The following is a 25991-nucleotide window of genomic DNA, read 5'->3' on the forward strand; positions in this document are numbered from 1 at the left end:
TAGATAAATGGAATAGAAAACATTCTTAATATGCATTTTACTCATGAAAGAATGCGATGTAAAATTTGTGATACGAAGCAACATTTCCATTCATTTTCACAAATATTCAAAGCAAATTTATTAGACACATGTTGATATATATAAAGGAGGGATTCGCGTGAAAAAATGGGGCATCGGGATTATGCAAATTGCGTTACTAATGGTTTTTTCACTGCTGATGGACCTGCTGGCCCGTACTCTCCACCTGCCTGTACCCGGGTCTATTCTCGGAATGATCGTGCTGTTCGTCTTGCTGCAAACTGGCGTGGTGAAGCTGCGTTGGATTGAGGTCGGAGCGGCATGGTTGCTCGGTGAACTGCTGTTATTCTTTATCCCGTCGGCGGTTGGCATCATGAATTACATGCCTATGCTGGAGCATGACGGATTGCAAATTTTATTTATCGTGCTGCTAAGCACATTTCTGGTTATGGCCTGTACCGGCCTTGTTGCTACACGTATTGCCAAACGAAAGGAGCGTCACACCGGATGATTGGATTTTTATGTTTGCTGTTAACGGTCGGGATCTACTTGGTTGCCAAGAAAATGTATCGCAGTCTGCCCAAAGTATATCTGTCACCGCTACTTATTACGCCGCTATTGGTTGTAGGCATACTTCTAGTGACTGGAACGGATTATGCCGCATATAGTAGCGGAGGCAAATGGCTTAGCCTTCTGCTGCAACCTGCTACGGTTGCCTTTGCCGTACCGCTCTACACCTTCTTCCATGTACTCAAAAAACATATTTCCGAGATTGTGATCAGTGTCATGACCGGCTCAATTGTGGCTGTACTCTCTTCCGCTATGCTTGCAAAATGGTTGCATCTCGACTCCGGCTTGATTCATAGTCTGATTCCGCGCTCGATTACAACGCCCATTGCGATGAATGTATCTGCTTCTATCGGGGGCATCCCGGCAGTGACGGCCGTATTCGTGATTATGACCGGGCTACTTGGGGCTATTATGGGGCCTTCTATCGTCAAAATGCTTCGTATTGATGGCGAGATTGCTCGCGGTACACTCCTCGGAACAGGTGCTCATGGCACAGGAACTTCGAAAGCCTTCGAGCTCAGTTCATTGACAGGAACGATCTCCAGTATCTCCATGGTTTTGGCTGCGCTCTTCACTTTAGCCGTCGCTCCCGCGCTCTCCAAACTTATTTTCCCATAATAGTTGGAATAATCCCTTTTTTTTGAAATATTATTGTTGTATTAAAGCCCTTTCTTCCTTACAATAAGGACAGGTTTTAATGTTAATATTGCGGGGGAGATGCGATGAAAAGAACCGGAATGAAGAGATCTCTGGACCGTCTCGGACGAATTGTCCTTCCCAAAGAGATGCGGGATACAATGGAAATCCATATCGGCGATCCGCTTGAATTTTTCATTGAAGGGAAAGAGTTGATTTTAAGAAAGTACAAATCAACATTGTGTATTTTTTGCGGTGACGTGGATACGGAAATGTATTTCAAAGAGCAATTCATCTGCCGGACTTGTGCGATTCAATTAAAACACCCAGATGACACTCCCGACTGGTTCGTACCTGAAAACAAACAGGTTTCTGCACCCAAAGAACGTCCTGTGCCTAAACCCGCTGCTGCCTCAGCTTCCTCCTGGGAAGAAGGAGATGCTGCTGCGAATCAGGACTACCCCGACCTGCGGCCAAAAACGGCGCGCATGCTGCAACAGATGAAAGAGATTATTGAACAGAATCCTGGCCTCGCTCAACAGCAAATTGCGGAGAAACTTGGCATTAGCCAGGGACGCGTCTCTCAACTAAAAAAGTTATTATAGCTGGAACGGCATATCATCATAAATAAACAGCGTACTCCTAAGCAATGGATAGCACGCTGCCAAAGAACCCTGGCTTCATCGGGTTCTTCTTTTTTTATCATTTTATATGGTGAGCGAAAGGAGTCTCATGGATAAAATTATGTATCTGTCTCAATTCGACCTCATGTCTTCCTTATCCGAGGCTGATCTCGTTGAGATGGACAGTATGACGTCGATAACAACACTCCCTAAACATACAACCATTCAGAGACCGGATACATTCACAGAAGGGTTTTATTTTATCAAACGGGGCAAAGTTCGCTTGTATACATTAAGCCCTGAGGGAAAACAATTTACGGTGGATATGTTGAGTGAAGGTAACGTTTTTGGAGAAATGAAGGGCATTTCCCTCGGCACGCGTGATTTATATATCGAAACGCTGGAGAACTGCGACATCTGCCTGATGGACAGAAACCGATTTGAGCAGTTTTTAATCGATCATCCGGCATTTATGATGAGAATGATGCATGTGCTGAGTGAACGAATGAAGCGAATGAGTGAACTGACACAGACTCTTGCACTCGGGAATTTGCATGACAAAATCATTCATAGTTTATGTCGGTTGGCCGAGCAAATGGGTTGGACGAAAAAGGATGAATACTGCCTGATTCAGTGTACTATTACACATCAGGAAATTGCCTGGATGGCAGGTGCCTCCAGGGAATCTGTTACGGTAGCTATAAAAGAACTCTCGCAATCAGGCCGTATCCGTACCGGATTCAAATCAGCTTCTCTTCATGCAAGTGAACTCAAGGCCTTTCGCCAATTAATTTCCCCTTTGCAAGACGGATAACTTGTAAGCTGCCTTACATCCCTGTGCACCTGTTTCATTGTACGTTATGTATAAATGAATGCAGACAAGCAAGGAGGCCAAACCATGGAAACGAGCCCTGACAATACCATCAACGAAGATATCCTACTTCGCAAAGGTGCGCGTAAAGCCGCCGAAATTCCAGAACACATTCGCCACCTGTTACAAAGCGGAACGATCGAATCCGTGAATCTGACGGAGTGGCTGGCGGTAGACCATATTCTTCTTTTGCAACAGATCACCCGCGAACTTGATGTTCCCATCTCCACACAGGATGTCTATGGAAAATTGGAGCCGAAGGATCAACACCGCATCATGAAAGTTATCCCTGCAATAGGCTCACTCTGGCTGGAATATATGGAGGGAATACCAAGGCAGGACGGAGCAGACCTTTTCATATGGTTAGCAAATCACCGATCAGACAGTGTTCGCTGCTGGGTAGCTTATATCATTGGGCTGAATCCCCATCTGCATGTGACGGAAAAGCTGGAGCAGATCCGCCCGTTTGCAGCGGATGCTCACTTTGGCGTAAGAGAGATCGCCTGGATGGCCGTGCGGGATTCCATCCGTGCAGATTTATTAACGGCCCTCCAAGATTTAATCCCGTGGAGTAGCGATCCCGATCCGATGATTCGCCGCTTCGCCATTGAATCCACCCGTCCTCGCGGGGTATGGGCGAAACACATCCAGCCTTTGAAAGATCATCCGGAGATTGCCCTTCCCTTGCTATCCCCTGTGAAATCCGATGCACACCCCTATGTACAGGACTCCGTCAGCAACTGGTTGAACGATGCCAGTAAAACAAACCCGGATTGGGTTCGGCAGACATGTGCCATGTGGATCGAACAATCGGATACCAAACCTACACAACGAATCGTTAAGCGTGGTCAACGAAGTATCTGATGCGCGGGAAGGATGTGCTTACATCTAAACAAATTAGAGGCAAGCACATCCTTCAATGGATAACGGGCGTTACTCATTTATTTATGAAAACGAATTTCTATACTCTAACTATGCCTGTACGATATCCATATCCATGTTGCTCTCTTCTTCTTCCAGTCTGTGCAGACTAACCAGTAACACGACGATGTTTGCTACAAGCAATACTGCCGGGAGCGGTATAGCCGCATATTGTGCATAGATTAAATGGCTGCCTACAGCTCCGATCAGAATGAACGTTAGTATTCCCGAAGCCAGAATACGGGTACGCGGAATGAGCAACCCAACCGCACTAAGCAGTTCCAACACACCGATCAAATACATCGTCCATGTAGGATAAGAGAAACTCTCGAAGGTATCAATCATCATCTCCGCTCCCGTAACTTTCGTATATCCCGTCATGACGAAAACACCTGCCAGCACCACCAAAAAAACATATCCCAACACCCTTTTCATATCTTCCATCTCCCATTCGTCCAAGTGTTATTTTGAGAATCTTTAACTTATCGCTAATCTTTTCTGCACAAAATTCAGCAAAATACAGTTTGTGCTGCAGCACTCATCTATGTAAAAGTTCCCTAGGAGAAACTGTAGTTTCATAAAATTCCCTAGAATTTTGATAACGTTCAAATTACCGAGGTTTATCCACTGCTCTGATTGTGTGACAACTTAACCGGAAATGGTATGTACATTTATAATACGCATTATTACTCACAAACTTACTTTTATGAAGTTAGTATATAATAATAAGATAATTTCATCAAGTAATTTTTCGTAAAATGATGTATAATACATACAAAAGGTATGTTACAGTATATTTTGTAGTGACCACCCTTCACATGAAGGACTTTTATTTTCCAGAGCGGCAGAAGCTTTTGTCCTTTTATATAGCTTGTATTGCACATTTTCCATGAATCGAGGTGAAACACGTTGAAGCTGAGAAAAGTAAAATCCCCAAGCCCTTGTCTGATTACACAAGCCATGGACATCATCGGGAAAAAGTGGGTACTGCTGATTATGTATCAGCTGCTGTCCGGACCAAAACGGTTCACGGAACTGGAGGCCGAGATGGCGATTAGCGGACGGCTGTTATCGGAGCGTCTGAAAGAGATGGAGACGGAAGGCATCGTAACCCGGCATATGTATCCCGAGATTCCGCCCCGTGTGGAATATGAGCTTACCCCTAAAGGTAGAGCGATTGAACCTGTTATTAATCAAATCTACAGCTGGTCTTCGGACTGGTTAAAAGAACAGCAACAATTGAAGTAGTTCAGATACAACTACAAACAAGAGGTCTTATTTATCCTAAATTTTATAGGAAAAACGCCTGCACCCGGAACCACAGAGAACATGGTTCGGGTCGCAGGCGTTTTTGTGCGCTAACGATCTGTTTAAGCTTTGATCTTTACAGGCAGGCCGGAGTCCACGGATTCCTGAGCAGCGACGGTGATCGCCTGTGTACGGCAGGCATCTGCGTAATCGGACAAAATGCGTGATCGATCTCCCGTGCGAAGTGCATGAATAAATGCTTCGTTCTCCCGTTCATAAGGATTCTGTCCAGCTGAAACCTCAAGTCCTGCCATCGGATGCGAAGCCGCACTCGGTAACAGAAGACGGTCAGGTGTCCAGTCCCACACACCGGCATCCGTGTAGAATTGCAGCCCTGCTCCACCCTCACCGTCAGGCAGTAAACACGTATTCGCAATGCTTGCAATCGCACCGCTTTCCAGCTTCAGTGTCACGTTAGCGACATCATCCACCGTCACATGCTCATGCTTCTCATGCATGCTGCGCTGGGCTGCAACCGCATAGACTTCCGTCACTTCGCCTGCACAGAAACGCAGGAGATCCACAATATGGGTCGTCTGCTCCACAAACTGGCCTCCCGATCCGTCTTGACGGCGCCACCAACCAACGCCAGGCATGCCGCCCATCCAGCGCCCCAGAGCCATGCCCACCTTTTGCTCCTGCATGGCTTGTTTCATGACCTGCGCAGCACCTTGGTAACGGAAATGATAGCCTACAGAGGTTAACAAAGAAGACTGTTGCACCTGCTCCAGTATCTGGAGCGGTACGTCCATTCCTGTGCTCAATGGTTTTTCCACCAGGAACGGAATGCCCCGCTTGATCAACTCTGACTCGATGAATCCGTGAGACATCGGAGGTACACAGATGTATACGGCGTCCAGTTTCTCACCTTCCAGCATATGTTCAAGATTATCGTAACCCGCTGCATCATATACGGAAGCCATCGCTTCTGCCTTTTCGAGTGTTGTTCCGCATACACTTGCGACACGAACACCTTCCATGCGTGTAAGAATATCTGCGTGTACTTTGCTGAACCAGCCTGTTCCTATGATTCCGATCTGTAATGTCATGGATGTAATCCCCTCTCTGTTACGCGCTTACATGTTCCATTCGACCCGGCTCGGCAAATTCCTGCTCTTCTAGCTCTTGCCGGATGCTTCCAGCAACAGTTGATCCAATTCCTTAGCGTAGGTTGCTACCTGCTGTTCTGACCAGCCAAGCTGTTCTGCCATATACATGCTGACTGCTGATCTATAACGGCGTACCTCATCGATGCGGAAAAATAAATCTCCCGTTCGGCGTACCCAGAAATCAGCGGGCGTTGCCGCCATCTCTTCCTCCATCGCGTAACGAAGCATCAGCAAAAGCTCTTGCGGCATGCCTTGAAGCTCTGCCTTGGCTCGCGGGTCAGGCATGCGCTCATACAGCGCATCCACGTTGGAGCCATACGTACGGGCAAGCCGCTCCGCCGCTTTCCGGTCCAAACCTAGGGCAACGCCATCCTTGATCTTGCGTTCGGTGTACGTGACGTATCCGGCCGAACCGCCAACATCTCCGCCGGAGATCGGCATCTTTTTGGTTACACAAGGTCCCGGGGTGTACCCGAACTCTTGCTGCATCTGACGTGCAACCAGATCCACGACCATCTCGGCCATTTTGCGATACCCCGTCAATTTACCTCCGGCAATGGTAATCAGGCCGGAATCCGATACCCAGACCTCATCCTTACGCGAAATCTCTGAAGGGCCCTTACCCTCCTCATGGATCAATGGACGCACGCCTGCCCAGCCTGACTCTACATCCTCTGCACGAATCCGGACATCCGGGAACATGCCGTTCACTGCATCAATGACATAATCACGGTCTGACTCCGAAATTAACGGATGAGCCGGGTCATCACGGAATACGGTATCGGTTGTACCTACATAGGTTTTGCCATCCCGCGGCACCGCAAAGACCATGCGTCCATCTGGCGTATCAAAGTAAACCGCTTGCCGTAGCGGGAATCGTGCCCCGTCAAATACAAGATGAATGCCTTTGGTCATCTGTAGCGTTTTGCCTTGACGTGAGCCATCCACTTCACGGAGGGTATCTACCCATGGCCCCGAAGCATTGATTACTTTTTTCGCAATTAGTTTATAACGATTTCCGTTTAGTTGATCCATCACATGGATGCCTGTAATCGTTCCATTCTCCTTCTGAAAAGAAGTTGCTTTCATATAATTAACAGCCAGCACCCCGTGCCGCACTGCTTCCTTCATGACTTCAATCGTAAGTCTCGCATCATCCGTTCGGTACTCCACATAACGTCCGCCTCCCAGCAGTCCCTGCTTCCGCAGCAGAGGCTCACTTGCAGATGTATCACTGGCATTCAGCATCTGGCGACGTTCACTGCGCTTCACTCCAGCAAGTCGGTCGTACACCATCAAACCCATGGACGTACTGAAACGGCCAAACGTGCCTCCCGTGTATATAGGCAATAACATTGGTTCTGGTGTCGTCACATGGGGTCCATTCTCATAAACCACCGCCCGCTCTCTTCCAACCTCGGCTACCATCTTCACTTCAAACTGCTTCAGGTAGCGCAAGCCGCCATGAACCAGTTTTGTGGAACGACTCGATGTGCCTGCCGCGAAATCCTGCATCTCCACAAGCGCCGTCTTCAATCCGCGAGATGCCGCATCCAGTGCAATTCCTGCGCCCGTAATGCCTCCACCAATCACCAATACGTCAAAATGTGCATTCGCCATTTGTTCCATATATTCGGTTCGTTTTGCCGCCGAGAACGTTGCTGTCATGTATAAACCCTCCATAATTTCCCTTATTTTTCTCTAAAAAACAACAAAAAAAGGACCACGTCATTCGTTCAGCAATTGCTGAACGCACGTGGTCCCTCCCGATCTCCAGACATCATTTTTTAACTTGTAACCTAATCCTATCACAGATTTTCGGTGGCGTGAAGGCCTGAATTGACACATTATTCAAAAAAATTTAAAAAACTTTTTTTGTGCAAGGATGGAATTTCAAAGCAAGCCACTAACTTTACAATTTTCCTTATTGTGGACAATGCATTCTCTCCATCCAGGAAGATAATCCCTGTAAATGAAACATCTTTTTCCACCAGTAAATATCATTTATAACATATGTTTGACGAAAAAGTACAAATGACCATTTGCATATAATGAAGAAGACGTAAATCTATTTTATTTAAAAGCCATGGCCGCCTTGATCGCTCGTTGCCAACCGGAATACAACTGCTCCCGCTCGTCCTTGGCCATCACAGACTCAAAAACTCGCTCCGTATGATCATGCTGGTTCAATTCATCTACGTTCGACCAGAACCCGACCGCCAGGCCTGCCAGATAGGCTGCACCGAGAGCTGTCGTTTCGTTCACTGACGGACGCTCCACAGCAATGCCCAGAATATCACTCTGGAATTGCATCAGGAAATCATTCGCCGCAGCGCCTCCATCAACACGTAACGTATGTACGGGGTATCCGGAATCGGTCACCATAGCCTCCAGTACATCCTTGGTCTGATAAGCCAGCGCCTCAAGTGTAGCACGGATAAAATGCTCCTTCGTGGTGCCACGAGTAAGGCCAAATACGGCTCCTTTCACATCGCTGTCCCAATACGGGCTTCCGAGTCCCACAAAGGCAGGCACCATATAGACCCCGTCCGTCGAAGGCACTCGCTTCGCATAGTCCTCACTGTCTTTGGAAGAACGAAGCATGCGAAGGCCGTCCCTCAGCCACTGCACAGCTGAACCTGCTACGAAAATGCTGCCTTCCAGCGCATATTGAACTTTACCATCCACACCCCAGGCAATCGTTGTAATCAACCCGTGATCCGATTGTACAGGCTTCTCGCCCGTGTTCATCAACATGAAACATCCGGTACCGTATGTATTTTTCATACTGCCCTGGATATAACATCTCTGACCAAACAATGCAGCTTGCTGATCACCTGCCGCACCCGCGATCGGAACCCGATGACCGAAGAAATGGTAATCTGTCGTATGCGCATAGATCTCGGAAGAGCCCCTCACTTCAGGCAGCATCGCCTTAGGGATATCCAGAATATCCAGCAATTCATCGTCCCACTGCAGCTCATAGATGTTATACATCAGGGTGCGCGAAGCATTCGAAACATCCGTAACATGGGTACCGCCGCTCAGCTTCCAGATCAACCAACTGTCGATGGTGCCGAACAGTAACTCTCCTTTCTCTGCCCGTTCACGTGCACCAGGGACATGATCCAGAATCCATTTTACTTTCGTACCCGAAAAGTAAGGGTTAATGAGCAAGCCTGTTTTCTGATGAAACAGGTCGTCCAGCCCTTGCGTTTTCAACTCATCACAGATGGATGCTGTCTGTATGGACTGCCATACCACTGCGTTATAGATCGGTCTGCCGGTTTGCTTATCCCACACCACCGCGGTTTCCCGTTGATTGGTGATGCCGATCCCTGCAATCTGTGCGGGTTTGATGCCACTCTCCGCGAGACAGGATGCCATTACGGCGAGGATGGAGCTCCAGATTTCGTTGGCATTTTGCTCTACCCAGCCCGGTTTGGGAAAATACTGCGGGAACTCTTGCTGTGCCATATGCACAATCTCGCCGCTGTGGTTAAACAGAATTGCCCGGGAGCTTGTTGTACCCTGGTCCAAAGCCAAAATAAATTTTTCCATACCTTGTGCCTCCAGTGTGTAATCAAAATGTAAGCGATTTCCCAAAATGCTTGATCAAATCATCATTGGATGTCGTTACAGCCGCCGCTCCCACACCGAGTGCAAGTTCCACTTCATCAGGTGTACGAATCAGCCCCCCTGCAATAATGGGGATACCTGTCCGTTCAGACACCTCCGCAATAATATGCGGAATGACACCAGGCAATACCTCGATATAGTCGGGCTGTGTTTTGGCAACCAATTGGTAACTTTTCTCCAGCGCATGGGTATCCAACAGGAACACCCGTTGAATCGCCGTAATGCCTTTTTGTTTCGCCTTCTGGATGATACTGGCCCTTGTGGAGATTAGTCCGGCAGGACGAATATGCTGGCACAGATACTCTGCGGCGTACTCGTCATTTTTCAGCCCTTGCACCAGATCGGCATGTAGCAAAATCTTCTTCCCATACCGCCGAGCCTGCTCCATCATGCTCTGCAGCTGTGCGATATGCGTCTCCAACATGACCCCGTATGTATAAGGGCCTTCGATGATTGCTTCAAACTGCTTCATACTCTTCGCCGCTGGCAAAATACGCTGTCCCTCAAATGCCACCATCGTTCCTCCTGCATTAATCAGATGCCTATATTGTATAATTCGTCACACACCAACGGCAAGTGATTTGGGGGAAGTCGCCAAATTCCAGAACTCAGGCGACATGCCGCATATTCCTCCCGGCGAGGTATCTTACACCGCAAAAAGACTGCTACTGCACTTTTCAATATGAAAAGTACCGTAACAGCCCGTCTACACTACAACCTACGTATGATCACTATAAATCACCATATAAATCCAAATATTCATCCTTAATCAATCAAGCCTGTGCATGTGGAACACGTGTCTCTGTCCCCGCATCTGTCCAGCTATCGCTTTCCGCCAAGTGACCTGAACGGTTCACTTTCGTTTGCAGATACTTCTCATTAAATGCCGACCGATCTCCCCACAGCGGAACGCGCCCGCCGACATTGAGTCCTGCTTCCTGCAGTGCAGCCAGCTTACGTGGATTATTCGTAATCAACGTAACCGGAGCTGACCGAAGTGCACGCAATACAGCAATCGCATCGTCATAATTACGTGCATCATCCGTGAAGCCAAGTTGCAGGTTCGCATCTACCGTATCCAGACCTTCTTCCTGCAAAATGTAAGCCATTGCTTTGCTGAACAGGCCAATGCCCCGTCCTTCATGGTTCGCAAGATAGAACAGCGCACCTGCGCCGTGTGCCGCAATCATCTTCATGGACTGCTCCAGCTGGAAACCGCAGTCACAGCGTTTGCTACCGAAGATATCGCCCGTGTGACAGATGCTATGCATACGAATCAACGCATCCTGCGCCTCAGCAAAATCGCCATACACCAGCACGCTGGATTGCTGACGCTCTGCCAGTTCAGCACCCGCAAGAGATGCGATCAGTTCGCCGCTTTCCATCGCTTTGTCCGTTTTCAGCCAGCTGTACCATTGAAATGTTCTCGTTTCCCCATCCAGATTGACCGGCAGTTTAATGGGTCCCACCAAATGTATGAATTCTTTTCCACTCGGAAAAGTCTGGATTTTAGGGGCAAGCAGTTGAATAATATGTGAATTGATCATCGTTCGTTCCTCCTGTTACGCATCTTCATCTCAAAATGTGTCATAATATTATGCATTCGCAACCGCTTTGATTTTGGATCACTTGCTGACGTAATACATTCAAAGAGATCTTGTTTTCAAGCCCTGCTCACAGCGAAATATTACGTATCTATATAATCCTCACTATAATTAGTTACTTAATGTAAGTTAGTTTAGAATAAAAATTATATTGTGTCAAGTAACTTTTATTTTTAAAGTAACTACTAAATTTATGTTACGTAATGGACACAATCCACGTGTTTCATTTAAGGAAAATTGGGTATGAGTTTAGAAACTACTCATACACTATTGGTGTAGTCCACGAAGCCCAGCCTTAGTCCTTGATACTTCTTGCGTCAAACCTAATGATGAGGGGGTTAGCCTATGAACCGCCGTAGAAGAACCTGTTGGATAGCCATCATCATGGTCTGTGTCCTGCTAATCAGCGGATGCTCCATCTGGCCGGGACAGGATGATTCAGCATCCAGTAAAAAGGTAGCGCTTACATTGTGGTATTGGAATCGATCTATTGATGACAAACTCATTGCGAAGGCTAAAGAGAGATTCCCGAATATTGAACTGACTGCCCAGAAGATCGGCGGGGATTTCAAAGCCAAGCTCAAAACCACCCTCGCTGCACGCTCAGGTGAGCCAGATATCGTCGCACTTAACGACTGGATCATGGAGTTATTCCCGAGCGAGGATCGCTTCTATAACCTGTATGATCTAGGCGCAGGAGAGGTGGAAGACCAGTATTTGCCGTGGAAATGGAAGCAGGGTGTGACGCCAAATGGACAGATGATCGGCTTTCCGATGGATACGGGGCCAACAGCTCTTTTCTATCGTGCAGACTTGTTCAAGGAAGCAGGGCTACCTTCCGCACCGGAGCAGGTTGCAAGCCAGATTGATAACTGGGATGCCTATGCTGCTGCCGGAGAGCAGATAAAGGAGAAGTTTGGCGGCAAGGTTTTTCTGACCGATAATATCGGAAGCGTTTACAACCAAGTGCTTTCCCAAGCTAAAGAACGCTATTTCCGTCCAGACGGGTCGTTTATCGGCATGGATTCTCCTGCTGTACGCAAAAGCTGGGACACAGCCGTTGCTTTTAAGGAAAAGGGACTGCTTGCTAACGCTGACGGCTGGACACCCACCTGGAATGCAGCGATGAATAACGGCGAAATTGCCTCGTTCGTTGGTGCAGTCTGGATGAAGCAGGTGCTCCAGGAAGCCGCACCGGACACTTCGGGCAAATGGCGTGTGACTCGCGCTCCCGGGGGAGACGGCAATAACGGCGGCTCCTTTCTCTCTATTTTAAAATCAAGCAAACATCCGAAGGAGGCCTTCGAGTTAATACGCTGGCTGCAAAGTCCAGAGAACCAACTGGAGCAGTATCAGACGCTCAACCTGTTCCCGTCAGCTCCACGTGTGTTTGATGAACCAGCCATGAAAGAAAAGGAACCTTTCTTCGGCGGGCAAGCAACAGGTCCGATATTTGCTGAATCTGCACAGCATGTGCCAGATGCCTTTTTTGGCGAACGATATCCGTCTGTACACAACATTATCACCCGGCGGCTGAACGATATTGCCAAACAAAACGCTTATCCACAGCAAGCCTGGTCGGATACGGTGCACCGGGTCGAGCGGGAATTACAACGTTAAGGCATGTATTTGATCCCAACGGTTATGACATATATGGGTTACCTTCACTCGATCTCGTTTAATGTTGGTTTCGTACCCGTAAAGGAGGAGTTGTTATGGCTGTCACCGAACCTCGCACGTCCCCTGATTCCGGTCCGTTCCTGCCCGATCTGGACCGGCAAAAGTCACTTTGGGCCCGCATATGGGAGCATCGTGCGCTCTATGTTGCCATCTCGCCTTTTTACATTCTGTTCGCCGTGTTTGGACTGTTCCCGATCGCATTCTCACTATATCTGGCTTTCCACAAATGGGATGGAATCGGTGTGATGACGTATAACGGCTTGAACAATTTTAAATACATGCTCACCGATGCTGAATTCTGGCAAGCGGTTGGCAACACGTTGATGATCTGGATCTATTCGACCATTCCGATGCTTTTCTTCGCTCTTATTATTGCGTTTCTACTACATGCGCCTTTCATCAAATTCCGTACCTTGTTCCGGGTCGGTTACTTTCTGCCCAACGTCACATCCATTGTGGCGGTAGCCATCATCTTCGGGGCTTTGTTTGCAAACAATTACGGTTTCCTTAACTATCTGCTGCAGTCGGTCGGCCTTCCGGTCGTCGAGTGGCTGAATGCACCATGGGGCATCAAAATTGCCATCTCATCCATGGTGGTCTGGCGCTGGACCGGATATAACGCCATTATCTATCTGGCCGGACTTCAGAGCATCCCGCAGACGCTGTATGAAGCGGCCAGAATCGACGGGGCATCCGCTGTGCAATCCTTCTTCCGTATTACCATTCCGATGCTACGCCCGGTCATTCTGTTCACGGTCATTACGTCTACGATTGGCGGCATGCAACTGTTCACTGAACCGCAGGTGCTGGTGGGCAATGACGGCGGTGCCGGAGCAGCTGGTATGACCATCGTACTTTACTTGTACCGTGAGTCATTTATCAACAATTATTTTGGATACGGTGCAGCCGTTGGATGGGGCATGTTCCTGATTATCGCCCTGTTCTCCATCGTGAACTGGAAGCTTGTTCAAGGCAAATCATCCTGATGTGACAAGGGGGGAGCGCTCATGGCGTCCAAACATCTCAAGTCGCTGGTGCTGTATACCGGCCTGATCGGTGGCATGCTTATATCCATGTTCCCGTTCTATTGGCTCATGGTTATGTCCACCCGAACAACGTCCGACATTTACAAGTTTCCGCCCCAGCTCTGGTTCGGCGGTGAACTGTGGAACAATATTACACGGGTTTTGCAGCAGATTGATTTTTGGGGAGCCTTTCTGAATACCTTGTTTGTATCGGGTGTAGTAACCATTCTGGTGTTGTTTTTTGATTCACTGGCGGGATTTGCGTTTGCGAAGTTTGAGTTTCCGGGCAAAAAATGGCTTTTCGTCCTGCTGCTCGCCACCATGATGGTGCCTTCCCAGCTGTCGCTGGTGCCTTCCTTCGTGCTGATGGCCACGTTCGGGTGGGTAGGTTCCTTCAAAGCCCTCATTATTCCGGGCATGGTCAATGCCTTCGGCATCTTCTGGATCCGTCAGTATGCGACGGAATCCATCCCGAACGATCTGCTCGATGCAGGACGGATCGACGGATGTAATTTCTTTCGCTTGTATTGGAACGTCGCATTGCCGATTCTGCGGCCAGCATTTGCTTTTCTCGGTGCATTCACCTTTATCGGTGTGTGGAATGACTACCTGTGGCCGTTAATTGTACTAACAGATGCACGCAAATACACGTTGCAAATTGCTTTGTCTCAATTAAACGGACTCTATAACACGGATTATGCGATGGTCATTGCAGGTACACTGCTTGCCGTTCTTCCACTCATCATCATGTTCCTGTTCATCAGCCGCCAGTTTATCTCGGATATTGCCGCAGGAGCGGTGAAGGACTGACCCAGGGGAGGTAAGACTCCCTGGAGCGGTGTATATATGTGACGCCATTTTGATCCTTCCCTCAAGTCTGATATTCTTATTCTATAGATGAGATACCAGACGTTAATTCATAGCACTTTCAGACGCAGTAATTGAAATGGAAGAGGGATGATCACCATGGCGGCTTCACCTTATATGATCGGCGTAGATATCGGCACAACCTCAACCAAGGCTGTGTTGTTCAAGCAAGACGGTAGCATAGTTGCACAAGGTGGTGCAGATTATCCGCTATACACACCAACACCCGCGATTGCAGAGCAGGATGCAGAGGACATTTTCCAAGCCGTTATTTCCTCCGTGCATCAAGCCACCTCTAAAGCAGGGGTACAGCCGGACGACATTCTGTTTGTTTCGTTCAGCTCGGCCATGCATAGCATTCTGCCTGTAGACGTACAAGGCAAACCGTTGATGCGAGCGATGACATGGGCAGACAATCGCAGTGCCGAGTGGACAGAAGCACTCAAATCGGAGATGAACGGACATGAAATCTACCTGCGAACGGGTACACCCATTCATCCCATGTCTCCACTAACTAAAATGATGTGGCTTACCCGGGAAGAACCGGACTTGTTCAGACAGACACATAAATTGATCTCCATGAAGGAATATGTGTTCTACAAGCTATTCTCTGAATTTGTTATCGACCATTCGATGGCCTCCGCCACCGGGCTTATGAATCTGGAAAAACTCGAATGGGATGCGGAAGCATTACATGTCGCAGGCATTACGCCGGAGCATCTGTCCAGCCTTGTACCGACAACTCATGTATTCAAAGAAGGGCTTAATCCCGAATATGCCCAAGCGATGGGTATCGCGGAAACGACTCCGTTTGTGATTGGGGCAAGCGACGGCGTACTCTCGAATCTGGGCGTAAATGCTATTGACCCAGGGGTTGTTGCTGTGACGATCGGTACCAGCGGGGCGATTCGTACGGTCGTGGATAAACCAGTAACCGATCCCAAAGGACGATTTTTCTGTTATGCGCTTACGGAGGATCAATGGGTGATTGGCGGGCCTGTGAACAATGGCGGCGTGATTTTCCGCTGGATTCGGGATGAGTTTGCGGCGTCTGAGGTGGAAACGGCAAAACGGCTCGGGATCGATCCGTATGAAGTCCTGACACGTGTCGCTGAAAATGTACCCCCAGGTTCAGACGGACTGCTGTTTCACCCCTATATGACCGGGGAGCGCGCACCACTCTGGAACCCGAACGCACGCGGATCGTTTTTCGGTCTGACGTTGCATCACAAGAAGGAGCATATGATCCGTGCAGCGCTGGAAGGTGTGCTGTTTAACCTGTACACGGTTATGCTCGCCATTGAGGAAAAGATTGGTCGTCCGAAAAAGATCCAGGCCACTGGAGGCTTCGCTCGCTCCGAGCTGTGGCGGCAGATGATGGCCGATATTTTCGATCAGGATGTCATCATCCCCGAAAGCATCGAGAGTTCCTGCCTTGGTGCCGCTGTGCTCGGGCTGTATGCCACAGGCCGCATCGATTCCCTGAGCGCCGTTTCCGGCATGATTGGCTCAACACACCGCCATAAGCCACACCCGGAACGTGTGCGTGTGTATCGCGAACTGTTGCCGATTTTCATCCGCATCTCACGCAAATTCGAAGAGGAATATGCGGATATTGCGGCATTTCAGAATCGAATGATGCAGGAGTAGTAATCCGCTGGCACAATAGAGCACAGTTAGGATCTCTCTCTGAACTAGACGGATAGAGATGGATAGCGGAGAACTGGTGTTAACCATTCTCGGAGCTAGAGGTTTTGGAGCGAATTACTAGCGCCCTCAGTGTTCGAATGATGCAGGAAGTCTAAGCAGAAGCTTGACGATATTATCTCTTGAAGCGAATACTACACGGGAATGATGGCAATGGTCTACGGTTGCGGATAGTACACGCGAATGATGGTAACGATCATTGGTAGCAGTTAGTGAAAGGTAAAGCGCTAACGATCACCAGAGAGCTTATTTAGTGCTTTTCAGAGGTTTTTGAAATCTAACGATCACCAGACACCTTATTTCCACATTTTCAGGTTAAAAGTGTCCCAGAAACGGCTATCTCGAACAAATAGCGTTTCTGGTGATCGTTAGAATCTGAAAGCTTACTTTTTCCGCCAAATAGCGTCTCTGGTGATCGTTAGAATTCGATTCGTGTGTGGGACTTCTTTTCAAACACCCTGACCTTCAAGACCTCTTATTTTGTAGCGGTGAGCTACACGGGGATATGAAATGAAGCAACCATGGTAGCGTAGCATTCATTTGTCTCTCCTTTCCTTAATGAAGGCTCTTCCCGAATCAGGAGATGGGAAGAGCCTATTTCATTCCATCTTTTTTTCAATAAATATGTTCATTATGTAAGGCACACTCTCTCCAAAGATAAAAAAAAACTCCACGGCTTAAAGCTGTGGAGTTGACAACACAACGGGAATGACCGATTATCAGCACTCCATTATACTGCTCAATCAAAAATGCCCTATGAAGAGGTTGGATCTTGTTAAACTTAATTAGTCCTTTGTTACGAATTTGTTGAGTCTTGTCCGTTTGTTCACTCTTACGAATTATATTTGCTGAACGCATTCTCGTCCGCTTGTACATTTTCCAAGTATACAATCCGGCCTGCATCATTCACACGCGCAATATCCACGCCCGTCTTCGCATACACCGATCCATCCGCTGCCTGTCCGCACACAGCCCAATTCGTTTGATAACTGCCGTCCGGCTGGGGCACCCAGGCATCCCACATATGTTTAATGTCTTGGTTGTAATTATAGAAAGCTTTCATAAATCCCTCAAACCCAGTATGGCTAGTGCCATTCAACACAATCTCCGCATCCGGTGTAAACAGGGATAACAAATCCTCCATAGCCCGCTGATCTGTCCGTGAAGCATCAAATAATCGGAAATAGTTATTCAACATCGTAATGTTCGCTGCTGTATTCATTAATAATTAGCCTCCTGTTGGTCTCATGTCGCTTCGAACGAAAAATCGCATGCCGTATGCTTATCACATGTTATACATGTTATCAGTTCGAATAATATCGAACAATATAATGCGAAAAGAACCTTACCACACTTCCAAGCTTCATCGCAACACATATTTCGATTTTTTTCGAACATTGAAAGAAAAAGCCAACTATGCTAACGTCTATCTTATGAGAACTATAACGATACCTACCGCTTCGGAAATGAGTCTGACCACGGTCTGCAATGCACTCGGTGACCCCATCCGTATGAAAATCGCATACTGCCTGGCCAGCTCGGGTGAGAAAAATTGCTCGGCTTTTGAAGTCGACCATATCTCCAAATCAACGTTGTCCCATCACATCAAAATCTTGCGCGAAGCTGGCATTATTCAGCCACGCATTGACGGTAAACAGCACTTTTATTCCCTTAGAAAGGACGAACTCATTGCACGTTTTCCAGGACTGGTCGCTATGATTCTACAAACAGGAGGCTCAGCCTAATGGATAAAAAAGCAGCTAAAATTCTATTGAGTACATTCTGGGGTGGTGGCGGTTGGAAATCCCCCCACGCCCCCTTTGCGGGTGACGATTTTGAATATGCCAAAAGCAAGGGCGTCATGTTCGACCCTCTCACGATCAGCCATGACGAGATCGTACAGCGCCTGCATCACATGCATCAGAACCCTGCGCTTAAAGAGCGCGTCATTACAGCCTTTCTACACAGCCTATCCACCAAAAAAGTGTATCTGCGCAGCGCGTTATCCAGCTGGGCTTTGACACGAAACATGCCTCTGCATACCTACGGTGAACGCCCGGCTTTGCATGCCAATACAAGTGCCTGCGGGGACTGTAACTTCCTTCGTTTACAATCGGATAAACAATATGTGGATGCAGATTTAAACGTGCTCAATTTTGAACGAATCAAATGGAGTGGCGTGCGGCACGGATGGTTGCTCTACTTCCTGTTGGATCTGGAATTGTTGCTTCAGGATTACAACGATTATAGTAGCAACAGCACGGAGAGCAATCATATTCCCCCTTACGAAGTGACTGAGGAAGACCAAACGATTCTCGCCAAGATGCTGGAAGCCTCACAGACAGGAGACCCGCAAGACAGCGCACGCTCTCTGGAGAAAAAGTGGAAGGATTGTGTACCGTCCAGTAAACAAGAACGGGACTCACTGCTAGAAATCTGGGCGGCCGCCGGTATTCTCGTTTCTAGGGATACGCCAAGGAAACGTAAAGGTGGTTCGGGCGACTTTATCTTTGTCGCAACTTGGCAGGGCGATGATGGCTATCATGCCGAAAACGTACTTGATTACTTCGGGCCTTACCTGCCTCAAAGTAACGTCTAATTTGCTTCATCTATTACATCTGACGCGCATTACTATCTAACCTCCAGGTTACAATACTGACATCGACAGATTTCGGGTTGGACTCGTATAATAAGAGGAAATGAGGATGATGGGAGTGAACCAAGCGAGTTTATGATGTACATACTGGCTTTCATATTGTCTTTTGCTGTCGTGGTTCTGCTGATTCCGCCGCTGGGCCGACTGGCGCACAAACTGGATTTTGTGGACAAGCCCCGGGAAGATGTGGAGCGCAAGCTGCACAGGCAACCGATACCACTGACCGCTAGCTACGCGATATTTACTGGATTTTTCCTGACATACATTGCTCTTACTAAAGAATTGACCTGGGAGACCGCCGCATTGGTTGCAGGTGGAATGCTTCTCCTGACGATCGGAACGATTGATGACTGGTACAAAACCAAAGGAAAAGACTTTCCTGCGCTACCTAAAATGATTATTCAAGTCTCGGCTGCAGTGCTCGTCTTTGCGTCAGGTATTGCGTTTACCGGGTTCGTGAATCCGTTCAACGCAGAGTATGTGCTCCTGCCGATCTGGTTGCAATTCATTCTGACGATCTTGTGGATTTTCGGAGTAACAACGGTGATTAACTTCTCGGATGGCATGGATGGACTTGCTGGTGGTTTGTCCGCGATCTCGGCAATCACGCTGTTTATCGTAGCCATTACGAAGGGCCAGAGCGACTCTGCACTGATGTCCATCACATTAGTCGGGGTAACGCTTGGCTATCTTAAATACAACAAGGCTCCAGCCAAAGTATTTATGGGCGATGCCGGCGCTACGTTTCTAGGCTTCATCCTAGCGGTTATCGCACTTGACGGTGCATTCAAACAAGCAACGATGCTGTCCATTTTCATTCCGATTTTGGCGCTCGGCGTACCGATTTTCGATAATATTTTTGTCGTGATCAAACGTTTCCTGCAAGGCAAAGCGATCTATCAGGCCGATGCAAGCCAAGCTCACTATCGCCTGTTACGTGCCGGTTTGAATCACAAACAGGTGGTTGCCGTGCTCTATCTGGTCAGCACCTGTCTGTGTCTGTCCTCCATTATTTTATTGTTAGTGGATATGTAAAAAAATCGTTGGATCACCCAATGCAAGCTATGCCAATGAATGGTTCAATAGAAATACAAGAAGCCACCCTCATATCGAATGAGGGTGGCTTCTGTTGTTATCCCATATCTTGTTACATCGATATCTACACATCAAGAAGAAATCTAGATTAGTCGTTTTTTCTAATTCGAAAAGACCTATGATTTAACCGCACCAGCCATTGCACCGCCGACGATGAAACGCTGCAACGCAACGTACAGCACAACCAGCGGCAGCGTTACAATTAAAATTCCGCACGCCAGCAGCGGCCAGTTATTCATATACTGCCCATAGAAGGTAAACAAACCTTTGGTCACCGGCTGATAATTCGGGTCAGATAAATAAATGGTCGGCCCAATAATATCATTCCACACCCCGATGGCTGTGAGAATGATGCCTGTTGCCAGGATCGGCTTCATTAACGGAACAAGGATAGTAAACAAATAACGGGTGTATCCGCATCCGTCCATGGCAGCCGCCTCATCCAACTCGCGGGACACCGATTTGATATAACCGACAAACATCAGAAACGCAATGCCCGTACCCGTCGTTTTCAGCAAAATGTAACCCGTTTGCGTATTATATAGACCCAGTTGATTGATCAAAGAGAACTGTGGAATCAACGGGTTCGGCAAATACATGGAAATCAAAAAGAAAATATAAATGAACGTGCTGAACTTCACGTATCTACGAGCAAGCGGGAATGCTGCAAACACAGACAAGATCAACGTCAACAAGGTAGACATGCCCGTGTAAAGCACACTGTTCCACATGTACTGCGAGAAACTGCCCTTCGTCCATGCTTCGGCAAAGTTCTCCAGCCGAATGCCTTCTGTCAGCGCTACGGGATTCAGCAAATACTCCGTCTGTGTTTTCATCGACACATTAAACAGATAGAACAGAGGGAAGACGTATAGCGCAAGCATCAGCAGCACAATAATGTAGCTGATTGTTCTTGATGTTCTGCTTTGCTTCATTATACTTCCACCTCTCTTTTGCGAAGATAGAACAATGCGACCATGGAGATCGTAAACACAAACAGGAACTGGATCATCGCTACCGCAGAAGCCAGACCATAATCCGCCGTACCGCTGCCAAACGCTGTTGCATAAACGTCAAATGCCAGAGTGGTTGTATTAAATTTACCGCCTGTGAGGACGTAGATAATGTCAAAGGTTTGCAGTGCGCCGATGATGGACAACAGCATATTCACGGTGAAAGAAGGAGCAATCATCGGGAAGGTAATATTAGTGAAGGCTTTCCAGCCCGATGCACCATCCATATAAGCCGCCTCGTATAGATCACTCGGAATCGTCTGCAGCCCGGCAAGGAAGATGGTCATGGAGTAGCCCATGTACATCCAGATTTGCACGAAAATAATCAGCTCGAAGGCAATATTATAATCCCCGAAAAAGTTGGAGCTGGTACCAAAGAAATTCAGAAGAGACTGCGCCGGCCCGCCAAGCGGATTCGCTACGAGCTGCCAGATCAGGCCAGACACCGTTACACCCAGCACGACGGGCAAAAAGAATACCGCACGATACAGCTTGTCGCCTCGAAGCTTTTTGTTAATCAGGATTGCCATGAACAGACCTACTGCGTTTTGGATGATGACTACGGCAAACGCAAAATATAAGGATCGCCCGATCGCGTCCAGTCGATCTCCCGCATTAGATGCGCCAAAGAAGGTTTTATAATTTTCGAAACCGACAAAGCTCCACTCCTGTCCTCTCACTCCAGTCGCGTCGGTAAACGAAAACAGCACAGTCACGAGTGATGGGCCAAAGCCAAACACGACATAAAGCAGCAACGGAATGCTTAAATATAGATAAGGAATCAGCCGCGCCTTCCCTTTTCCAAACGGATACATCGTCCTCACACCTTTCATCGGGTAAAACCAAAAAACCGGAATAACAGCTTTGCTTGATCGAGGCTGGCCTGAAGGCTCTTACCCCAAGCGCTATTCCGGTGGTTATTCTGTATGGCAATTTTAGATCGATACTCGAATTATTTATAGTACACGGGTCCAATCATTTGCTTACTTGGGAGCTGCCGCATCCCAGTCTGCTTGTGATTTGCTCGCAAGTTCCTCTGGTGTAGCAATTGGCCCAGCCGGTTTAAGCATCTCTGCATGAACACTGGACTCCGCAATGTACTGTCCTACATTCTGACGATTAATAAACAACTGATCCCAGGACAACTTGAAGTTCTCCAGGTATGGTTGAATGTCTTTGATAAACTCACTCTTGATTTCTACATCAGGCTGTGTCGGAAGGAATCCGGCTGCATTAACAAAATCCGTATAGTTCCCTTTCTCCGACAACATTTCAAGCCACTTCAGCGCATAATCCTTGTTTGGTGACTTATCTACAACCATCCAGGTCATATCGTATTTGCCAGCCAAGTCTTTGTTTTTTGCCGCATCATTACTGCCCGGAATCGGGAAATATCCAAACTTCAGATCCGGGTTAGCCGCTTGAATCGTCGTAGCATCCCACGTACCGTCCGCAATCATCGCCACCTTACCTGTAGCAAACAGACTTGGCAGTGTTCCGTAGTCAATCCCCATGAAACCAGGCATTGCGCTGTTCATCAACGTTTGAGCCTTTTGCAAAACTTCGATCTGTACCGGATCAGTCAACTTGGTTTGCCCCGTCCACAGACCTTTGATGTAGCTAAGCTGGTCGTCATGGATGGAGGCTTGAAGCCCCTGTACCGCAAGACCAATCGGCCAAACATCTTTACCTGCAAAACCTAATGCTTCTACACCGTTATCTTTGAATACTTTGATGACGTTCTGCAGTTCATCCCAAGTCGTTGGCACTTGCAGATTGTATTTGGCAAAAAGGTCTTTGTTGTAGAACAGGCCTGTGAATGCCACTTTACCCATGTTGACGCCGTACACCTTGTCGTTGTACGTCATCGCGTTCTGCACGTCAACTTCGTTATAGTTTTTGATAAATGCCTGACCCGACAAGTCACTGATCAGCCCTGCATCGATCCATTGCTTCCACATCGGATCAGCCGCACCCTTAGACCAGTCCTGCGGAGCGCCCACGAAGCTGGACTTGAGCGGAATGATATCTACATCCCCTGTACTCCCTGCGTTCATCCGTGTTTGCATCAATTGATCATACGTTGCATCTGCCGGAACTGTGGTATACTCCACTTTCACGTCCGGGTACTTCTCTTCAAACTTTTTATTGAATTCTTTGATGTAATTGTTGATGTTCTCTTGTTGCCAGTGAATGATCTTTAACGTTACCTTTTTGTTCCCATCCGTAGACGCCTTCCCGTCCGAATCGGTCGAACCGTTGCCACATGCTGCAAGCACAAACATTAAAGCGGTTACAAGTGTAATAGATAAAATCTTTCTCTTCATATCACTTTCCCCCAACCATTCAAGATTAATTTACAATTCAATAAATTTACGAAATCAGTTTCGTTAATTACACCCTCATTATGACTCCGCCTGATAAATTTGTAAATAGTTTATTTGAATTTTTACAAAATATGTGATGAAACTGCGTTATGTCTGGGGTTTAGCGTCATTTTGAGAGCAACTCCATATTTTATTTTACGAAACCTATATTCGGTGGCTTGGTTTTTCCACCTCTGCTCTTCCTGTCAATCTAGTAAAAATGAGCCTTCACTTTCAGCTAAATCAGGTTATTTTTACTAAAATATCTCGGTGTTTTCGTTAGATTTGAGTGCAAACACTTAAAAAATATCCATACATATCATATTCACCTCGACGATTCCCCTTTCTGTTATTGACTCTAAGATAGTTGTGGCATAGAATGTTGGCAAGAAAGCTATAAAATGACACAGCCACAATCTACGAAACTAGTTTAGAATTTGAGGGATATATAATGAATATCAAAACGATAGCTCGTTTAGCCGGTGTGTCTGTTGCAACGGTGTCCAAAATTATTAACAACTACCCTGACATTGGTGAAGAGACACGCCAACGCGTACTTAAGATTATGGAGGAAACAGGCTATCGCCCCTCATCTTCCGCCAAAACACTGGCAACTAAAAAGTCCAATCTGGTGGGTGTTGTCTTTGCAGGGAAGTTGAATGTCGATTTCAGTCACCCTTTTTTTGTGGAAGTCATTAATGCCTTTAAGAAACAGATCGGCCTGTTAGGATATGATTTACTCTTCTTTTCCAATGAAAAATTTTTGGATCAGGGAGAGGACTACCTGGCACGTTCCAAATATTTTCAAGTGGATGGCTGTATTATCATTGCGGGAGATGAGGTGGAGAGTAGCGTGTCTGACCTTGATGCCAGTCCCATTCCGTGCATCGGAATTGATATCGAGCTGACCGGACAGAACTCCTGTTATATCATGTCGGATAACGAGAAAATCTCTACCAAAGTGGTGGAACAATTTTATATGAATGGCTATCGGGATCTCGGGTTTATCGGGCTAAAGCGTGCCTCCCTCGTCATGCAGCAACGGGAAGAAGCCTTCAAACAATCCCTAAAGCAGTTTAGTCTCGAAGAGAAACCGGAATGGTTGGTATACAGCCAAGATTATGCCGCTACCGACGGTTACGAGGCAGCCAAACAGCTGTTAAAAGCAGATGTCTTGCCGCGAGCTGTATTCGCCGCTACGGACTTGCTTGCATTCGGAGCAGTACGAGCCTTTAAAGAGGCGGGACTCCGTGTTCCCGAGGACATTGCTGTTGCAGGATGTGATGACATCGAAGCCTGTCGTTACAGTGATCCGCCACTCACAACTGTTAAGCAGGATACAGACAAAATCGGACGTCTTGCGGCAATGATCCTGTTCGACCTGATGAACAAACAAATGGATAATCGTTGCATCAAAGTAGAGCCGGAACTGGTGTTACGCCGTTCCTGCGGCACTTTGCTGGCATATCAGTAAATGAATTTGACGGTGTAGTGTAGTGTAAAGAAGGACTGGGCTACTCGGCTGGATATCACGTTATTCAAGGTGAGTAGCACTGTGATTCGAGAGCGTGGGGGGTAGAAACATCGTCTGTTGTGTCAGGTATGTATTGCACGAGGCTCTGATTAGATGGATAGATCGATAGTAGTTCGTTGGTGCTGGGGCTGGCGTTGATGTTGGTGCTGTTGCTCGGGTTGGTTGACACTGTGGTGACGCTAAATAGTTACTCAGCTATTACTTTTGCTGTAACCCGGTGTGCACTAGTTACGTCTCTCTCCACCTCTACACTCTAACGATCACCAGAAGCCTTATTTGCGGGATTTGGCCTCGGTAAAAATTCTAACGATCACCAGCGACGCTATTTGAACTAAAACGGCTTGGGAACTGCAATTATCGAGCCAAAACGAGAAAATAGCTTTCCTCATGATCGTTAGAATTCGAAAAGAGCTAAAACGGGCCAAATAGGGTCATCTGTGATCGTTAGCCGCATTGTCATCAAGGCAGAGATGTAGAATTGACTCTGGAGCGTGATGGAGACGGCCCAACGAAACCTTCATAACAATAAGGGCATACACGCCCTTTGCATTGTAGCTTGGCAGTACATAGTGGGGAGTACATAAGCAGGCGCGAGGGTGTTCATTGGACGATAGTTAGCACATGATGAGAGCTACATAGTCGGGCACCGACTTTTGGCGACTTCGGGCGACTGGCGACTTCGGGCGACTGGCGACTTCGGGCGACTGGCGACTTCGGGCGACTGGCGACTTCGGGCGACTGGCGACTTC

The 25991-nt window shown here is 47.6% G+C and carries 24 protein-coding genes; 14 read left to right on the plus strand and 10 right to left on the minus strand.

Annotated features, from left to right (window positions below; all coding sequences use genetic code 11):
* Nucleotides 1–157: 157 nt before the first annotated feature.
* From FS818_RS18415 to FS818_RS18435, 5 genes are all read left to right on the plus strand, one after another.
* Nucleotides 158–529 (plus strand): CidA/LrgA family protein, encoded by a 372-nt coding sequence (locus FS818_RS18415; RefSeq protein WP_145333603.1) that lies wholly within the window; start codon nucleotides 158–160, stop codon nucleotides 527–529.
* Nucleotides 526–1206: a CidB/LrgB family autolysis modulator gene (locus FS818_RS18420; protein ID WP_145333604.1), complete on the plus strand. Its 681-nt coding sequence runs from the start codon at nucleotides 526–528 to the stop codon at nucleotides 1204–1206. The genes FS818_RS18415 and FS818_RS18420 overlap by 4 nt, the downstream gene beginning before the upstream one ends.
* A gap of 104 nt (nucleotides 1207–1310) precedes the next feature.
* Entirely contained in the window at nucleotides 1311–1829 is a 519-nt protein-coding gene (locus FS818_RS18425) for an AbrB/MazE/SpoVT family DNA-binding domain-containing protein (protein ID WP_145333605.1), read from the plus strand.
* A gap of 127 nt (nucleotides 1830–1956) precedes the next feature.
* Nucleotides 1957–2661: a Crp/Fnr family transcriptional regulator gene (locus FS818_RS18430; protein WP_145333606.1), complete on the plus strand. Its 705-nt coding sequence runs from the start codon at nucleotides 1957–1959 to the stop codon at nucleotides 2659–2661.
* Between the two features lie 84 nt (nucleotides 2662–2745).
* Nucleotides 2746–3582 (plus strand): DNA alkylation repair protein, encoded by an 837-nt coding sequence (locus FS818_RS18435; protein ID WP_145333607.1) that lies wholly within the window; start codon nucleotides 2746–2748, stop codon nucleotides 3580–3582.
* 108 nt (nucleotides 3583–3690) lie between these two features.
* On the opposite strand, the gene FS818_RS18440 is transcribed toward FS818_RS18435, so the two are convergent.
* On the minus strand, nucleotides 3691–4074 hold the full coding sequence (locus tag FS818_RS18440) for a DoxX family protein (protein WP_186331753.1): 384 nt from the start codon (nucleotides 4072–4074) through the stop codon (nucleotides 3691–3693).
* 525 nt (nucleotides 4075–4599) lie between these two features.
* Between FS818_RS18440 and FS818_RS18445 the strand changes: the two genes are divergently transcribed.
* Complete coding sequence (locus FS818_RS18445; RefSeq protein WP_090921779.1) at nucleotides 4600–4887, plus strand: winged helix-turn-helix transcriptional regulator; 288 nt, start codon at nucleotides 4600–4602, stop codon at nucleotides 4885–4887.
* Between the two features lie 122 nt (nucleotides 4888–5009).
* Here the strand turns inward: FS818_RS18445 and FS818_RS18450 are convergent, their stop codons facing one another.
* The 5 genes from FS818_RS18450 to FS818_RS18470 form a co-directional block, all read right to left on the minus strand.
* Nucleotides 5010–5996 carry a Gfo/Idh/MocA family protein gene (locus FS818_RS18450; RefSeq protein ID WP_145333609.1) on the minus strand — a complete coding sequence of 329 codons (987 nt, stop codon included), beginning with the start codon at nucleotides 5994–5996 and terminating at the stop codon, nucleotides 5010–5012.
* 69 nt (nucleotides 5997–6065) lie between these two features.
* Complete coding sequence (locus FS818_RS18455) at nucleotides 6066–7724, minus strand: glycerol-3-phosphate dehydrogenase/oxidase (RefSeq protein ID WP_145333610.1); 1659 nt, start codon at nucleotides 7722–7724, stop codon at nucleotides 6066–6068.
* Nucleotides 7725–8129: 405 nt separating this feature from the next.
* Entirely contained in the window at nucleotides 8130–9617 is a 1488-nt protein-coding gene (gene glpK / locus FS818_RS18460; RefSeq protein WP_145333611.1) for a glycerol kinase GlpK, read from the minus strand.
* Between the two features lie 22 nt (nucleotides 9618–9639).
* Nucleotides 9640–10209 carry a glycerol-3-phosphate responsive antiterminator gene (locus FS818_RS18465; RefSeq protein WP_145333612.1) on the minus strand — a complete coding sequence of 190 codons (570 nt, stop codon included), beginning with the start codon at nucleotides 10207–10209 and terminating at the stop codon, nucleotides 9640–9642.
* 259 nt (nucleotides 10210–10468) lie between these two features.
* A complete protein-coding gene (locus tag FS818_RS18470; protein WP_145333613.1) occupies nucleotides 10469–11242 on the minus strand; it encodes a GTP cyclohydrolase II in 774 nt (257 codons plus the stop codon).
* Nucleotides 11243–11644: 402 nt separating this feature from the next.
* On the opposite strand from FS818_RS18470, the gene FS818_RS18475 reads away from it, so the two are divergent.
* From FS818_RS18475 to gntK, 4 genes are all read left to right on the plus strand, one after another.
* On the plus strand, nucleotides 11645–12919 hold the full coding sequence (locus FS818_RS18475) for an ABC transporter substrate-binding protein (RefSeq protein WP_145333614.1): 1275 nt from the start codon (nucleotides 11645–11647) through the stop codon (nucleotides 12917–12919).
* 95 nt (nucleotides 12920–13014) lie between these two features.
* Entirely contained in the window at nucleotides 13015–13965 is a 951-nt protein-coding gene (locus FS818_RS18480; RefSeq protein WP_260984694.1) for a carbohydrate ABC transporter permease, read from the plus strand.
* A gap of 21 nt (nucleotides 13966–13986) precedes the next feature.
* Nucleotides 13987–14814 carry a carbohydrate ABC transporter permease gene (locus tag FS818_RS18485; RefSeq protein WP_145333615.1) on the plus strand — a complete coding sequence of 276 codons (828 nt, stop codon included), beginning with the start codon at nucleotides 13987–13989 and terminating at the stop codon, nucleotides 14812–14814.
* A 156-nt stretch (nucleotides 14815–14970) separates the two neighbouring features.
* Nucleotides 14971–16521: a gluconokinase gene (gene gntK, locus FS818_RS18490; RefSeq protein WP_145333616.1), complete on the plus strand. Its 1551-nt coding sequence runs from the start codon at nucleotides 14971–14973 to the stop codon at nucleotides 16519–16521.
* A gap of 889 nt (nucleotides 16522–17410) precedes the next feature.
* On the opposite strand, the gene FS818_RS18495 is transcribed toward gntK, so the two are convergent.
* Nucleotides 17411–17800, minus strand: coding sequence for a nuclear transport factor 2 family protein (locus FS818_RS18495; RefSeq protein ID WP_145333617.1), 390 nt, complete (start codon nucleotides 17798–17800; stop codon nucleotides 17411–17413).
* Between the two features lie 211 nt (nucleotides 17801–18011).
* On the opposite strand from FS818_RS18495, the gene FS818_RS18500 reads away from it, so the two are divergent.
* From FS818_RS18500 to FS818_RS18510, 3 genes are all read left to right on the plus strand, one after another.
* The gene (locus tag FS818_RS18500; protein WP_145333618.1) at nucleotides 18012–18323 is read left to right on the plus strand and encodes an ArsR/SmtB family transcription factor; all 312 of its coding nucleotides are present in this window, start codon (nucleotides 18012–18014) and stop codon (nucleotides 18321–18323) included.
* A complete protein-coding gene (locus FS818_RS18505; RefSeq protein ID WP_145333619.1) occupies nucleotides 18323–19177 on the plus strand; it encodes a hypothetical protein in 855 nt (284 codons plus the stop codon). Before FS818_RS18500 ends, FS818_RS18505 begins: the two co-directional genes overlap by 1 nt.
* Before the next feature lie 132 nt (nucleotides 19178–19309).
* Nucleotides 19310–20269, plus strand: coding sequence for an MraY family glycosyltransferase (locus FS818_RS18510; protein ID WP_090921690.1), 960 nt, complete (start codon nucleotides 19310–19312; stop codon nucleotides 20267–20269).
* Between the two features lie 176 nt (nucleotides 20270–20445).
* Here FS818_RS18510 and FS818_RS18515 read toward each other — a convergent pair whose 3' ends face one another.
* The 3 genes from FS818_RS18515 to FS818_RS18525 all read right to left on the minus strand — a co-directional run bounded on the left by FS818_RS18515 (nucleotide 20446) and on the right by FS818_RS18525 (nucleotide 23669).
* Nucleotides 20446–21264: a carbohydrate ABC transporter permease gene (locus FS818_RS18515; RefSeq protein ID WP_145333620.1), complete on the minus strand. Its 819-nt coding sequence runs from the start codon at nucleotides 21262–21264 to the stop codon at nucleotides 20446–20448.
* Entirely contained in the window at nucleotides 21264–22157 is an 894-nt protein-coding gene (locus tag FS818_RS18520; protein ID WP_145333818.1) for a carbohydrate ABC transporter permease, read from the minus strand. The genes FS818_RS18515 and FS818_RS18520 overlap by 1 nt, the downstream gene beginning before the upstream one ends.
* Nucleotides 22158–22325: 168 nt before the next feature.
* Complete coding sequence (locus FS818_RS18525) at nucleotides 22326–23669, minus strand: ABC transporter substrate-binding protein (RefSeq protein ID WP_123064072.1); 1344 nt, start codon at nucleotides 23667–23669, stop codon at nucleotides 22326–22328.
* 490 nt (nucleotides 23670–24159) lie between these two features.
* Between FS818_RS18525 and FS818_RS18530 the strand changes: the two genes are divergently transcribed.
* Complete coding sequence (locus FS818_RS18530; protein ID WP_145333621.1) at nucleotides 24160–25182, plus strand: LacI family DNA-binding transcriptional regulator; 1023 nt, start codon at nucleotides 24160–24162, stop codon at nucleotides 25180–25182.
* The last annotated feature ends 809 nt before the right edge of the window (nucleotides 25183–25991 follow it).

The organism is Paenibacillus xylanexedens (assembly GCF_007680605.1).
In the GTDB taxonomy this organism is placed as follows: Bacteria; Bacillota; Bacilli; order Paenibacillales; family Paenibacillaceae; genus Paenibacillus; species Paenibacillus xylanexedens_B.